The organism is Limosilactobacillus reuteri (assembly GCF_002254085.1).
GTDB lineage: Bacteria > Bacillota > Bacilli > Lactobacillales > Lactobacillaceae > Limosilactobacillus > Limosilactobacillus reuteri_K.
Window position 1 is genome coordinate 139,227 of the sequence record NZ_NGPY01000033.1, and the last position, 14,689, is coordinate 153,915.

Consider the following 14,689-nt stretch of genomic DNA (forward strand, 5'->3'; position numbering starts at 1 on the left):
TTTTGTGATCCGTGAATTTAAGAGAAAGAAGAGGAAATTTATAATGTGTGGGATTGTTGCATTTGTTGATAATGAAAAACCACAAATTAAAGACCAATTAATCAAAAAAATGAAAGACCGGATTATTCATCGGGGACCTGATGCGGAGGGGCAATATGTGGATGATAATGTAGCACTTGGCTTCCGGCGTTTAAGTTTTATTGATGTGAAGTCTGGTAATCAACCAATCTTTAATGAAGATAGCTCAAAAGCCATTGAATTCAACGGTGAAATTTACAATTTTGAAGAATTACGTGAAGAATTAATCAGTAAGGGTCACACATTTAAGACACATGCTGATACTGAAGTGATCTTGCACGGATACGAAGAATGGGGCAAGGATGTTGTTAACAAGCTGCGCGGAATGTTCGGCTTTGTTATCTGGGATTTTAAGACGAAAGAAATGTTCGGTGCCCGTGACCATTTTGGAATCAAACCATTGTATTACGCTAAGATGAACGGTACTTTCTTTGTTGGATCTGAGATTAAGGCATTCCTTGACCACCCTAACTTTAAGAAGGAACTTAATAAAGAAGCGCTTAAACCATACATGACATTCCAATACCCAGTTACTCAAGAAACTTTCTTTAAGGGTGTTTACCGTCTTCCAGAAGGTCATTACTTTACTTACAAAGACGGTCAGTTTGAAATGACCCAATACTGGGACGAAAACTTTGAGCCAGAAGACGAGACATTTGATGAAGCTGTTAACAAGATTGACGATGTTGTTAAGAATTCTGTTAAGGCACATACCTTTGCAGATAAAGGAATTAAGGTTGGTTCATTCCTTTCTGCAGGGGTTGATTCAAGTTTAGTAACGGCTTTGATGCGTCCAGATAATACGTTCTCAATCGGATTTGATAGTACTTACGATGAGACCAAACAAGCACGTGAATTAGCAGCTAAGATGGGCTTGAAGAATACTGATGAAAAGTTGACTAATGAAGAAGCTTTCCATGCATTCCCAATGATTCAATACTACTTAGATGAACCTGATTCTAACCCATCTGTTGTTCCTTTATACTTCTTGAATAAGTTGGCAAAGGATAACGGCTACAAGGCCCTTCTTTCTGGTGAAGGTGCCGATGAATTATTCGCGGGATACATTGATTATGGTTTTAATACGAAAGTTAAGTTTATTCGGTGGGTAACTGACCAATTAAAGAAGATGCCTCGTGAACGCCGGTATAAGTTTGCTAAGTGGTTAGATGGAAAACACTTCCACGGCCAAGAGCATATGTACCGTAACTTAGCGCCAGCACGGGATACGTTTATTGGTCAAGCATATATCTTTAGTCCCGAAGAAGCTGCCGACTACTTACAACCAGAATTTGATTGCGGACCAAGTATTGCCGACATTCTTAATCCACTTTTTGACAAGATGGAAGATAAAGATATCGATGAAGTCGCAAAGAAGCAGTATATTGACTTGCACCGTTTCATGCCTGGCGATATTTGTTTAAAGGCGGATAAGATGAGTATGGCTAACTCTGTTGAAATCCGGGTACCACTTCTTGATAAAGAGGTAATGAAAGTGGCTGAAACGACACCAACTAAGTACCTCTTTAACTATAAGGATACAAAGTGGGCATTCCGGATGGCTGCTAATCGGCATTTACCGGAAGAATGGGCTACGCGGCCTAAGATGGGCTTCCCAACTCCAGTCCGTGCATGGCTTCGAGAAAAGAAGTATTACCAAGAAGTACGTGAATTATTTGAACAAGACTTCGTAAAAGAGTTCTTTGATCAAGAAAAGCTTCTAAAACTTGCCGATGATAACTTCGAAGGTAAGGTGGATGGTCGTCGTAAGATTTGGACAATCTACACCTTCTTAACGTGGTATAAGTTATATTTCATTGATAACTTCAAACCTGATGAATCGGGAATTGACCGCGCACAAAAAACAGCTACAACAGAAGCATAGAAAAATATTAAAGGAGGCTGGCGAAGGGTAGGACTCTTCTAAGTCTCCTTTTTTTGTTAATTGGTAACCCTTATTTATTTTTATGATAAAAAATGAAATAATATAGGGCAGATTAGATTAAAGGAGAGTCATTTGCAAGATGGAATTGCATATTACACCTGCTTTAGCATTATTGCACGAGCACCATTTATTGGATCATGTTAGTAATTTGACTGATTTTACCGCAACTAGCGTGTCCTATGATTCACGGAAGGTAAAATCAGGAACTTTATTCTTTTGTAAAGGAAATTTTTTGCCTAAATACCTAGCATCCGCTAAAGAAAAAGGTGCGATTGCGTATGTGGCTGAAAAAGAATATTCAGAAGGTGAAGGATTGCCAGCTATTATCGTGAACGACGAACAAAAAGCAATGTCTTTACTGGGGGCAGCATTTTATGGTTATCCGCAAAATGATTTGTTCATTATTGCAATTACAGGAACAAAAGGAAAAACAACAACGGCTTATTTTGCTGACCATATTCTAGCCCAAAGTACAGCTAATCATATTGCCCTTTTTTCAACGCTTGATCGGATTTTAGGCAATAAGCCGGAAAATAAATTTAAATCTGATTTGACTACTCCTGAATCCTTAGACCTTTTCCATGATATGCGCGCTGCCGTTGATAATGGAATGACGCACTTAGTAATGGAAGTATCATCGCAAGCATACAAGAAAAACCGGATTTATGGTTTGAAGTATGATGTTGGAATTTTCTTAAACATTTCGCCAGACCATATTGGACGAAATGAGCACCCAACTTTTGCTGATTATCTTCACTGCAAGGAACAATTATTAGTAAATTCTGCTAAATGCTTAATCAACGCAGAAACTGAAAAGTTTACCGATGTTTATTACACTGCTAAGGCAACTACACAACCAGAAGACATTTTCTTATTTGCACGGTGGGGAGCAAACATCGAATTACCTGACAATGCCCAAATAGATTTTGAATATCGAAATGATTTAGAAGACCTTCATGAAAGTGAATTTGAGTTGACCGCCTTAACTGAGAAAGCAAAGCAGTTGAACTTAGATGGTCGTTATAAAACGAGTGTCCCTGGAGATTATAATGAAGGAAATGCGGTCGCTGCAATCATTGCCAGTGGATTAGCTGGGGCGAGTGCTAACGATGCCGTAGAAACATTAAATCATGTTCACATCCGTGGTCGAATGGAAATGATTAACAGTAATACTCATGGAACAATTTATGTTGATTATGCCCATAATTACGCTAGCTTGAAGCGTCTCTTGGCATTCTTAAAACGACAAACTAATGCTGGTAAAGTAACAGTTGTCTTAGGAGCGACCGGTGATAAAGGTATTTCGCGCCGTCCAGGATTTGGCAAAGCTTTAACTGAAGAACAACCAGATGAAGTAATTTTGACGACTGATGATCCAGGGTTTGAAGATCCGATGACTATTGCCCGGGAAATAGATTCTTATATTGATCATGATAAGGTTAAACATATTCAATTTGAAATGGACCGCGAAACGGCGATCAAAAAGGCAATTGACGGTAGTGAAAATGATGATATTGTAGTCCTTGCAGGGAAGGGTGAGGATCCGTACCAAAAGATTAATGGGGAAGATGTCCCTTACCCAACTGATGTGAAAATTGCACGTGATTATATTAATGAATTAGAAAGATAAAGAGGAGTGGGGATCTAATGAGTGAACAACCTTTTGTTCCATTGATTCTAGGTAGTGATTTCAACGCTTATGGAATGGCACGGTCAATGTATGAAAAGTATGGGATTAAGTCGCAATTATATGCTCGCCAACCATTGGCACCAACCCGTTATTCAAAAATTGTCGAGTTGCACTATAATGAACAATTACAATCACCAGAAGTGTTTACGAAGGTTTTAATTGAAGCGGCAGATGAGTTTGCTAAGCAGGGCAAGAAGACCGTTTTAATTAGTTGCGGGGATGACTATACTGAATTAGTTGCGAAAAATCGTAAAGAACTTTCTCAGCACATGTTCTGCCCGTATGCTGATTATGATGAAGTAGCAACATTAACGGATAAAGAGAAGTTCTACAATGTCTGCGAAAAGTATGGTTTGCCTTACCCTAAAACTGATATTTTAAAACCAGACCTTGATTATAAGAACTATAAATCACCATTTGAATTTCCAATTGCTTTGAAGGCTGCTGATGCGGTGCAATGGCATAAGGGAAACTTTGAAGGATACGAAAAGGCTTATATTATTAAGACGCCAGAAAGATTAGCGGAAGTTCTAGAGATTATCTATGAGCATAGTCCATACAATGGCGACCTTGTTCTCCAAGAATTTATTCCTGGTGATGATAGTAATATGCGAACTATCAATTGTTATGTCGATAAAGATCATAAGGTAAAGATGATGTGTCTCGGTCACCCGCTACTTGAAGATTGTAATCCAGCAAATGTTGGTAATTATGTTGCGATTATGCCAGCATATGACCAACAAATCTATGACAACATCAAGAATTTCCTTGAAAGCATTGAATTTACTGGATTTGTTAACTTTGATTTAAAATATGACCGTCGTGATGGCCAATTCAAGGTATTTGACCTCAATCCTCGCCAAGGTCGTAGTAGTTTCTTCGTTTCATTAAATGGCTATCAACTTGCTACTTTCCCCGTTGAAGATTACGTTTTTGATAGCTTAAAAGATCAAGAGACGATTTATGGAAACAAGGATGAAAGTAACTACAAGTTATGGCTTGGGGTTTCAAAAAAGACTTTCCTTCAGTATGCTAAAAATAATGAAATTAAAAAGCAGGCTGAAAAACTTATTAAAGAAGGCCGCTATGGAACAACTTTCCATTATGACAAGGACATGAATTTCATGCGGTGGTTAATGGAACAACGGATTAATCATAACTATCAAAAGAACTTCGAAAAGTACTTTGTCGAAAAGAAATAAAAATTAAAAGGGAGCGAGACAGAAGTCACTTGTGACTTCGTTTTCGAGCCTCCGCAAGCAACAATAGGCCTCTAACGTTCGGTTTTGCCGGACGTTAGAGGCCATTGTTGTACTGCGTATTTGCTTTTTATGAAAGTAACTTAACTTATGTCACAGTTCCTTTTTTGCGCCTTAATATCTTTTTAATGTTATTAAATGTGAAAATAATATATTATTTATTATAAATAACTTTTCAGGTTTTATTACTAGTTGTATGATTAATAACAGTTAGATAAAGAAATTGAGGAATTATAATGAAAGCATTTCGTGAAGCAATGAGTTGGATTATTCCCATTTTAATCGGGTTAATAATCGCATTAGTAATTAAGCAGTTTTTCTTCCAAATTGTTCGGGTTGATGGACCATCCATGCAACCAAACTTACAAAATAATGAACGAGTATTTTGTTTGAAAACTGCCAAGATCCATCATGGAAGTGTCGTTGTATTTGATGCTAATGGCGTTGATCCGCAAGTATCGGTCAAGACTGATTATGTTAAGCGAGTAATTGGACTTCCTGGTGATACTGTTAGCTCTAAGAATGGAAACATTTATGTTAACGGCAAAAAGATTAATCAAGACTACATTAGCAAGAGTCAACGAACAACTGGAACGGGAAACTGGACATTGCGTAGTATCTCGGTTCAGAATAGCTGGCTAAAGAATAATGGTGCCACAAAAGTTCCGAAGGGTGAATACTTTGTTCTTGGGGATCACCGGAGCGTTTCAAACGATGGTCGTTACTGGGGATTTGTACCTAAGAGTAAGATTGATGGGGTCGTAAAAGTTCCATCATGGACTGGGACAAAGACAACTCGCGAAAATGTTAATAAAGAATGGCAGCACTTCTATGATAAGTAATAATTAGTGGGTAAAAAATTCTGTAAGGAAGCTTTAAGATGGATTATCAAATTCGGCTAGCGACAATAGATGATCTACCAGCGATTGTCGACATATTTAATCAAGCTATTCCGCTACAAGTCAACGATGAGAGTGCACCGATCGAAGTTGCTGATCGACGTGAATGGTTTCTGCAATTTGACAGTACTCATCCAATTTGGGTTGCAACAATGGATGACCAAGTAATCGCCTGGTGTGCTCTTGAGTATTTTTATCCGCATCCCGCCTATGATCATTCGGCACAGATAGCTATTTATATTCATGAAGATTATCGACGGCAACATCTTGGCCATGATTTATTAACATATGCGCAAAAACAAATTGAAGATCATTTAGATATAAGAACCGTAATTGCGTATATTTATATTGAAAATCAAGCAAGCTATCGGCTTTTTACCTCCTGCGGGTACAAAGAATGGGGTAAATTACCACAGATTTCTGAGATAAATGGTCAAATGCGGTCCCTTTATATGATGGGCAGAAATTTTAATTAAATTAGTAGAAGAACTTGATTGAGGTTGAGCAATTTTAAGCTTTAACCTCTTTTTTATTATTCTGGTCAAGGCTTACCAGTTTACATTTATGGAAAAAATGACGACAATAGCTTTGTAGATAGAATTCGAACCAGGAAAGGATGGAGAACAATGATTTTAGATGAGACAATTACTCTTAATAGTGGTGTGAAAATTCCAAAGTTTGCATTGGGAACCTGGATGATTGATGATGACCAAGCAGCCGAAGCAGTTCGTAATGCAATTAAGCTTGGTTATCGACACATTGATACTGCTCAAGCATATGGAAATGAGCGGGGAGTCGGTGAAGGTGTCCGCACAGCTGGTGTAGATCGAGATAAAATCTTTGTTACTTCAAAGGTGGCTGCCGAACACAAAGACTATGATGTAACCAAGAAGTCCATTGATGAGACCCTTGAAAAGATGGGCCTTGATTATATTGATATGATGATTATTCATAGTCCTCAACCATGGAAAGAAGTAAATCAGTCTGACAATCGATACCTTGAAGGAAATCTAGCGGCATGGCGGGCCATGGAAGATGCTGTAAGTGAAGGTAAGATTCGGACAATTGGGGTCTCTAATTTTGAAAAAGCTGATCTTGAAAATATCATCAAGAATAGCGATACCGTTCCCGCTGTTGATCAAGTTTTAGCTCATATTGGTCATACTCCATTTAATCTTTTATCATTTACTCACGAACATGACATTGCGGTTGAAGCATATTCACCAGTTGCTCACGGCGCTGCTTTGGACAACCCCGTAATTGAAAAGATGGCGAAAAAGTACAACGTTTCAGTCCCACAATTGTGCATTCGGTATGATTGGCAATTAGGAATGATTGTCTTACCAAAGACTACTAATCCAGCGCACATGAAGGAAAATGCTGAAATCGATTTTGAAATTTCCGAAGCTGATATGGACTTATTACGGCGAGTAAAGCCATTAGACTACGGCGATTTTGATGTCTTCCCAGTTTATGGCGGAAAAATGTAAAGATAAATAAAATGGCAGGTCTGTTTGAGTGCTGATTACATTCAAATAGGCCTGCCATTTTTTGAACTTAGGTTGTTTTATATTCTTGACAAAAATTTTAGTTAGTTAAATCTTCGCCAATATTATATTTTATTTTTCCATCTCTTACAATTAAGAAACATCTATTTTGATCAGTAGGTGTCAGGACTTTAAACGTAGCCATAGAATCGAGCTTTTCATCTGCTATTGTTTGTGAAGCTTCTTGAATGTCTCGTACATAGCTATTCCATAGTGACACTTGTCCGGAATTCATTGACTGGTACATGGTACTATTTTGATCGAGTGTTGCCTCCCAACAGGCGTCTTCTTCGTTCCATGTCCATTTGGTATTCCCAGTATCTGCCGTTATGAGGTCATTATTTAGGGCTTCAGCAACCTTGCCGATTGATTGCTGTGTAGGTTTGCGTGAAATTTCGGAATCAATTTTGGGTTCAGTACTGCTTGTTTTGCTGCTTGACGAAATTTTACTAGTTTGTTCAGTACTAGCTGAGTTCTCTTCATCATCAGGAATAAAAATGTCTGAACCAACAAGTCCTATGACTAACATAATGATAGAGATGATTGTATATTTTTTACTCTTTTGATATTTTTCTTTGTCTTTCTCGCGATTAGTACGAAACCACATAATAGCAAAAATGATCACACAAATGAGGGCCCCTAGGAAGATTAAACTAAATAAGTCTCCTAAAATTTCCATGATATCCATAAGTTCCTCCTAAAATACACAAAATGGTCAATCAGCGTAGTTTAATGCGTCGATTGACCAATCAGTTTTTAGACACTTACAGTTTACCAAATTTTTAAGCTGTTGCATATGTTAGTCTAGGAAAGCTTGTTAAGAAAGAAAAAGATGCTTGGTGATAAAAGTGAAGCGAAATAAAATATAAGTAGAGTATGTGGCTGGTGAAAATGAGATTAGGTTTCACTAGCTATTTTTTAAATATATTTTATTTAGGGAGGCCTACTTATGAGTAAAGAACGAGTGGCTGCGTTTGCGGATGCTGTTATAGCAATTATTATTACGATCTTAGTTCTTGAATTAAAGCAGCCCGAGACATTAACGGCTAGAGGATTTTTAGAATTATGGCCTAATTATATGGCATAATTGTTCTTTTGATTACTTTTGCTAATATGAATATGTACGCATCAATTGCTAAAGTTAATGCAAAAAAGACTCTTGGGGAATGAGTAAAAACACGTGGTCGCAGTTGGACGTTTATGGATATTATGATTAAAGTAATTGGTTTGATTATCGCAGCAACAGTTTATCCCCCAGCAATGTTATATTCAGTTTTAGTTACATTATTACTGTTAGTTATTCCTAATCAGATTAAGCATGAGCAAGAAGAACGGAGAAGATAAATGTTTCAACAAATGAAGTACTTTATTGTGGTTGTCGATGAGCATAGTTTTACGCGAGCAGCAGAAAAATGTAATATCTCGCAGTCAGCAATTTCGCAACAAATCAAAGAATTGAATCAGAATATTGGAACCCCATTATTAAAACGCCAAGGACGGAGCTTTGAATTAACACCAGCTGGGAAATATTTTTATCGGCAAGGTAAGACACTGCTGAATCAAATTGAACAAGTTTTAAAAAATACTCGTCAAATAGCTGATAACGAACAAGAAGAATATGTTTTAAAACTTGGTTACCTGCAAATGTTTGGAACAACAGAATTTTTAAAGGCAGTGACAATTTTTGCTGAACAGTACCCAGAAGTAAAAGTTAATATCACGAGTGGCTAGCATGATCATTTATTTAAGTTATTACGCGATGATCGAATTGATCTAGATTTTTCTGACCAACGCCGGGCACTTTCTGATGAGTATAATAATGAATTCCTTACTAAAGCCCCGTTAATGGTTAATATTGCTAAAGGGCTCCTTAAATTGAACGATTCTCAAGTAACAACTGATCAATTAAAAGATATTCCTTGTATTTTGGTAGCTCCTGGCGCTAGTGAAGAACAGTATTGTCGAGATGTTTTAGGGATTAAAAGATATATTTTAAATTCGCATCCTGAACGTGCACGACCAAACAACTAGTTAAAAATATTTATAAAACGTGATGGCTTAATATGTCATGGCGTTTTTTATTTAAATAATAGTCATTTTTAAAGCGATTTCATTCTATAATAAAAGTATCCTTGGTAAGGATATCTGAAGGTGAAAGGAGTTAAGCTTAATGCCTAAGCAGACATTTATTAATGGTAAAATCTTTGTTGGGGATACTGAGGACCATTTTGTTAATAGCATGGTAGTTGACGATGGAGCGGTTAAACAAATTGGTGATAATTTACCTAATGAAGGCGAAGTTATTGATCTCCAAGGACGAACAGTATTGCCAGGATTGATTGTCATACCCATCCTAAATATATCGCTGATGCTCTTCATGGTGTTGCTTGTACTCCGCCAAATGTTAATAGTATTAAAGAAATGCAAGAAGCACTTCGCAATTCTCGCACATATGGTCAAGGTGCAGATGTTTGGATTGAAGGTTGGGTTTTGACGAGACAAAATTAGCAGAACATCGGAGCCCTAATTGTGATGATTTAGATGCTGTGTCAACAACACAACCAATCTTTATTTATCGTTCTGACTGTCACTCTTCTGTCGGCAATTCTAAAGCCTTGGAGCTTGCAGGAATTGATGAAAACACGCCTGATCCGGTTGGTGGGAAAATTGAACGATTTGCTGATGGACGACCAACTGGTTTTATGCGCGAAGTAGCTGCCTCGCAACTTCTTATTCGGGCTAAATCGGCACAAAGTTATGAAAATGACATAGCTAATATGGTTAATAGTTCCGAACACTATCTTAAAGAAGGAATTGTGGCAATTGGTGAAATGATGGGCCGGATGAAGCCATATACTTCTTTAAAACTATACCAAGATGCAGTTAAACAAGGGTTTGGCCCTAAGGCTTCGATCTACTATGTTTTTGATGAAATTGATCCGCAGGTTGGACTGCAACCAAGCGGGGATGAAAAACTCCGCGTTGCTGGAATTAAGGTATTTATGGATGGTAGCATTTCTGGTGAAACGGCATATAATACTGATCCTTATCCATCGGGAAAAATGGGAGTTAGTTTGACTTCGGTGGAAAAACTTCAGCGAGCAGTTAAGATGGCGCGTGATAATAAGCTCCAATTAGCTGTCCATGCGATGGGCGATAAAGCAATTCAAACAGTAATTGACGTAACAAAGGATATGAAGCCATGGTTAACAACAATGCCATCTGTACGAATCGAGCATGCATCTTTAATGACTGATCAAATGTTTGCAGAAATTGCTAAGAGCAAAATGAACTATGCATTAGTCACACAATCAATCTTTTTCTTTGCGGAGGATGAATCCTATCGTCATTATCTTTCACTGGCACAGTTTAAATTAGCATATCGCGTTAAAACAATGTTAAATTCTCACGCGATGTTAGGTTTAAGTTCTGATGCCCCATGTACGCCATGGGCAGAACCTGATAGTCCGTTTTATAGTATTTATGCGGCTGTAACGAGAAGAGCCGCTAATGGTGATGTTGTTAACGCCGAAGAAGCAATTACAGTTCCCCAAGCTATTCTTGGTTATACCCGGGATGGTGCTAAGATTGGCGGCTTTGATGATAATGGAACGCTTGAAATAGGAAAGGCCGCGGACTTTGTTATTTTAAATGATGATATCTTTACAGTTGCGCATAGTGAACTCAAAAATCTTCACGTTAATGAAACCTGGATGGCAGGAAATAGAGTTATGTAGTGAAGATGGTTCACGAGGTAGAAAAAATAAGTTAAACAGAAAGTAGAAGTGATGCTAGGAAAAATTCTTAACATCACTTTTTAAATTAAATTAGATTTTTGCAAAAACTTGCGTAACTTTTAAAGCCCTGTTTCTAACTCATCAAGTGACTTATTTGCAGACAATGAAACACGGAGAAAATGGTCATTTGAAGAAGCTGTTTGTGTTTACTTTGCACCTTTGTATGAAGGGAATCGGCGAAATGTTGTTTTGTATCAGTAATCCCCGCCTTATTGATAAGTATTCAATTACCTTGTTTTTCATATACTTTGAACAAAAACTTTTTGACATATACTCGGTGATTGCTGGCTTAGTTACTCTAAGTGCATCAGCTGTTTGTTTGATGATGTAATAGTTTGTTTTCATTATAGGGCACCCCCCTGCTTATTCGAAACTACTCCCTTTGTTAAATATATAGGAGGAGACAAAAATACAAGCACTTTAGCGAGTAATACTTACTATGCAAATTATTATTAAAAGCTATTCTCAAATAAGTTCAACTTTTTCTACTGATTGCAACGATTCCACTACTAGTCTTGCTAAATAGTATTTTATACATAGAACGATTAATACTAAAAAAGCAACGTTTAATATTCTTTATCACATTTCACTTAAGATAAATTAATATAAGAACTGTTCAAAGATACCATTCTTTGGAGAAGTTATAAATATGGGAGGAATTATTATTATGGAATTCACTACTTTAAATACAGAAGAAATGCTTGAAATTAATGGCGGATGGCGTCGACGGGATACTCGTTGTGTTCTTGTAACAGGCGGAAGTGCTTTGGTTGGGGCCGCAAGTGGAACTGTAGCTGGCCTTATTGGTGGTGCTGTTTCTGGTTACGCTTCTGCCTGCTTGTAAAAAGATAAAATCCCTCTGCAAGTACAGAGGGATTTTATTTATAAAGGTGACTATTATGAAAAAAGTTTTTCTATATACCATAAGTACAATTATTACATGTTTATTATTTCTTGGAATTCTTATATCGCATACATTTGCATCAGAAACCATAAGGCAACTGAATGACACATCTACACCTAGTAAGGAAATTTCCTTAGGTAGGCAAGTATCTAATAATCTAGCGACTGAAGAAATTCAAAGTAATAGTGATAATAATACAGATACACAAATTACTGAAGAGGAATATAAAAATAATGTATCTTCGCTAAACCAAGTTGATACTAATGACGTCAAAAAGATATTTAATAAAGAAGATAATACTGAATCCCTTCTATATATTGGACGTCCTACTTGTTATTATTGTCGTGAATTTTCACCAACACTTAAAGAATTTAACAAACTGGCTGGTGATAAATTACTATATTATGATATTCACACGGCAACTAGCCCAGAACATGACTATGCTTTTAAAACTCTAGGTATTCCGGGAACACCAACCACGCTTAGAATTAAAAACGGTAAAGTTATAAGTGCCTGGGTTGGTGGAGAAAAAACACCTCAAGAATTATATGCTTTTCTATTTTCAGATCAAGCCAATCTTTATGCAAAGCAATTAGATATTAATAGTATCAATTCTGAAAGTGATCACCATCCATTGAACACGGAGCCACAATATCAATCTACCATGAATTTATCGCAAACAAGTTCAACGAATAACCCAGTAAGTTTAACAATAACTTATACTTCTGATTATTCTAAATTTTATTCAAATAAATCAACCAGTTACACTAGAAATCAAAATCATCATAGTCCATCAACAGAAAGAATTTCCTTACCCCAAACAGGAACCCATATAAGTAAAGAGTATATAAGCATTGGCATTTTTATACTCTTTATCTGCTGTATCTTAGTTTTAGGAATTGAAGGTGAGTTCAGCAAGGAAAATTACAAAAAATACAAAAATATATGTATCCTTTTTACTATAATATTAAGCACTAATGCTTGTCTTCATAGAATTACAATTGGTGCTTATCTAATTCTTTTTGTATTTATTTTTGGGTGTGTTTATTTTCTGTTAAAAGATACCTTTAAAAGAAATTAGGATTTATCGTGTCTTAAAACTTTTTTAAGCTGTCTTACTTTTCTAACAGCAACTGGACAAAAAATCTGTTTATCATCATCAAAATAAACCTTAAATAGATTGGGATCATAATATTTCACATTATTGACTTGGATCGAATAACTTTTATGGCATCGAAAGAAAATTGATTGATCTTCTTCAATTTGTTTTAAATTACTACTTATCTCAAGCAATTTATTTTTTGCATGTAAAATTACCCTATTAACCTTATTTGGAACTGATTCAAAAAAATATATTTCGTTTAAAGGAATCGTATAATAACGGTTCCTTATTTTATAGGCAAATTGATCATTATTAATTTTATTAACTTTAGTAATTCTGTTTAAAGTAAGTCGAATGTCTTTTCTTATAGATGATTCAATAAAATTTGATTCTTTATTTTTTAATATATAATTTAAAGGAGATATCCTGCGCTCTAATGTTAACATTGCTAGCTCCTCATGACTCGTTAAAAAGACAATATCTGTAAAGGGTAATAGTATTCGTATTTTCTCAGCTAATTCTATACCCGTAATATCATTACTAGCCAGCTCTATATCTAGAATAAACAGATATTGGCTATTCTTATCATGGTTTATTAGGTTCAAAATTTTCTTTGGATCATCCGTTGCTAGCACAACCTTAACATCTAACATTTCGAAACTACTATATCTATTTACAAAGTTGACTATATATTCTCTCTGCTTTATCTCATCTTCCAATATAACTATATTAAGCGTTTGTATCACCTACCATTAAAGTAAATCGAATACGTTGTTTAATTATTTCAACATTAAGGCTTAAATTCGTTTCATTATTAATAATCCCTTTTACTGAATTTAGTCCGATCCCGTGTCCCTCACCTTTAGAAGTATAAAGCGTGAACCACTTTTCTAAAGAAAAAGTTTCATTATCTTTTAAATCTATATCATTTTCAATAACTATGTCATATCCTAATTCTTCATAATTATCTATCAATAATACTACATGACTATCATTATGGGAATTCGCTCCATACTCGATCGCGTTATCTAATAGTATTGAAACAATTCTTATAATGACCGTATCATTAAGGAATAAATGTTTAAGTGGTTTTTCAACCTCTAAATAAAAGGAAATATTTTTAGCTCTTGCCGTTAAAATTTTAGATAATATTAAACTCTTTAACGGCAAGTTACTTATTCTTTCTAAGCTCAATAAGTCTACTTGATTTGATAATAAACTATGAGAATGCTTAGTAATTTTAGATATATAGTTTTTTAGCTCATTATTATCTTGTGCCATTAATTCGATGGTTACTAATATATTCTGAAAATCATGTTTAAATGCTCTTAATTGATTATATGTCAAGGGCGGTTTTAAATTGTCATTTTATGGCGGTTTAAAAATGTATGATTTGGGCGGTTTAGGAATTGACCGATGCCAAGCGATATGACTTTCCTTTGATCTTAATCACATGTGAGTGATAGAC

The 14,689-nt window shown here is 36.0% G+C and carries 15 protein-coding genes and 1 pseudogene; 13 read left to right on the plus strand and 3 right to left on the minus strand.

Going from position 1 to position 14,689, the window contains the following annotated elements; all coding sequences use genetic code 11:
- Positions 1-43 precede the first annotated feature (43 nt).
- From asnB to CBG10_RS07285, 6 genes are all read left to right on the plus strand, one after another.
- Entirely contained in the window at positions 44-1,963 is a 1,920-nt protein-coding gene (gene asnB / locus CBG10_RS07260; protein WP_065533471.1) for an asparagine synthase (glutamine-hydrolyzing), read from the plus strand.
- Between the two features lie 139 nt (positions 1,964-2,102).
- Positions 2,103-3,653 carry a UDP-N-acetylmuramoyl-L-alanyl-D-glutamate--2,6-diaminopimelate ligase gene (locus CBG10_RS07265; RefSeq protein ID WP_094512150.1) on the plus strand — a complete coding sequence of 517 codons (1,551 nt, stop codon included), beginning with the start codon at positions 2,103-2,105 and terminating at the stop codon, positions 3,651-3,653.
- A gap of 17 nt (positions 3,654-3,670) precedes the next feature.
- A complete protein-coding gene (locus tag CBG10_RS07270) occupies positions 3,671-4,915 on the plus strand; it encodes a carboxylate--amine ligase (RefSeq protein ID WP_003669474.1) in 1,245 nt (414 codons plus the stop codon).
- A 293-nt stretch (positions 4,916-5,208) separates the two neighbouring features.
- Complete coding sequence (lepB, locus tag CBG10_RS07275) at positions 5,209-5,814, plus strand: signal peptidase I (RefSeq protein WP_003665211.1); 606 nt, start codon at positions 5,209-5,211, stop codon at positions 5,812-5,814.
- Positions 5,815-5,852: 38 nt separating this feature from the next.
- On the plus strand, positions 5,853-6,347 hold the full coding sequence (locus CBG10_RS07280; protein WP_094501240.1) for a GNAT family N-acetyltransferase: 495 nt from the start codon (positions 5,853-5,855) through the stop codon (positions 6,345-6,347).
- 150 nt (positions 6,348-6,497) lie between these two features.
- Entirely contained in the window at positions 6,498-7,361 is an 864-nt protein-coding gene (locus CBG10_RS07285) for an aldo/keto reductase (RefSeq protein WP_094508415.1), read from the plus strand.
- 97 nt (positions 7,362-7,458) lie between these two features.
- Here CBG10_RS07285 and CBG10_RS07290 read toward each other — a convergent pair whose 3' ends face one another.
- Entirely contained in the window at positions 7,459-8,106 is a 648-nt protein-coding gene (locus CBG10_RS07290) for a pilin (RefSeq protein WP_094502509.1), read from the minus strand.
- A 261-nt stretch (positions 8,107-8,367) separates the two neighbouring features.
- Between CBG10_RS07290 and CBG10_RS11520 the strand changes: the two genes are divergently transcribed.
- The 7 genes and pseudogenes from CBG10_RS11520 (at position 8,368) to CBG10_RS07320 (ending at position 13,200) form a co-directional block, all read left to right on the plus strand.
- Positions 8,368-8,505 (plus strand): TMEM175 family protein, encoded by a 138-nt coding sequence (locus tag CBG10_RS11520; RefSeq protein WP_094508419.1) that lies wholly within the window; start codon positions 8,368-8,370, stop codon positions 8,503-8,505.
- Positions 8,506-8,618: 113 nt separating this feature from the next.
- The gene (locus CBG10_RS11525) at positions 8,619-8,762 is read left to right on the plus strand and encodes a hypothetical protein (protein WP_153706903.1); all 144 of its coding nucleotides are present in this window, start codon (positions 8,619-8,621) and stop codon (positions 8,760-8,762) included.
- On the plus strand, positions 8,763-9,149 hold the full coding sequence (locus CBG10_RS11530; RefSeq protein ID WP_225361448.1) for a LysR family transcriptional regulator: 387 nt from the start codon (positions 8,763-8,765) through the stop codon (positions 9,147-9,149). It abuts the gene before it with no gap.
- 144 nt (positions 9,150-9,293) lie between these two features.
- Complete coding sequence (locus tag CBG10_RS11535; RefSeq protein WP_186823539.1) at positions 9,294-9,449, plus strand: hypothetical protein; 156 nt, start codon at positions 9,294-9,296, stop codon at positions 9,447-9,449.
- A gap of 139 nt (positions 9,450-9,588) precedes the next feature.
- A pseudogene (locus CBG10_RS07305) lies at positions 9,589-11,155 on the plus strand (amidohydrolase).
- 727 nt (positions 11,156-11,882) lie between these two features.
- A complete protein-coding gene (locus CBG10_RS07315) occupies positions 11,883-12,059 on the plus strand; it encodes a Blp family class II bacteriocin (RefSeq protein ID WP_179225402.1) in 177 nt (58 codons plus the stop codon).
- 55 nt (positions 12,060-12,114) lie between these two features.
- Positions 12,115-13,200 (plus strand): thioredoxin domain-containing protein, encoded by a 1,086-nt coding sequence (locus tag CBG10_RS07320; protein ID WP_094512152.1) that lies wholly within the window; start codon positions 12,115-12,117, stop codon positions 13,198-13,200.
- Here CBG10_RS07320 and CBG10_RS07325 read toward each other — a convergent pair.
- Both CBG10_RS07325 and CBG10_RS07330 read right to left on the minus strand, forming a co-directional pair.
- On the minus strand, positions 13,197-13,874 hold the full coding sequence (locus tag CBG10_RS07325) for a LytR/AlgR family response regulator transcription factor (RefSeq protein ID WP_369073824.1): 678 nt from the start codon (positions 13,872-13,874) through the stop codon (positions 13,197-13,199). The genes CBG10_RS07320 and CBG10_RS07325 overlap by 4 nt on opposite strands.
- A gap of 76 nt (positions 13,875-13,950) precedes the next feature.
- Positions 13,951-14,502: a GHKL domain-containing protein gene (locus tag CBG10_RS07330; RefSeq protein WP_094512153.1), complete on the minus strand. Its 552-nt coding sequence runs from the start codon at positions 14,500-14,502 to the stop codon at positions 13,951-13,953.
- Positions 14,503-14,689 lie beyond the last annotated feature (187 nt).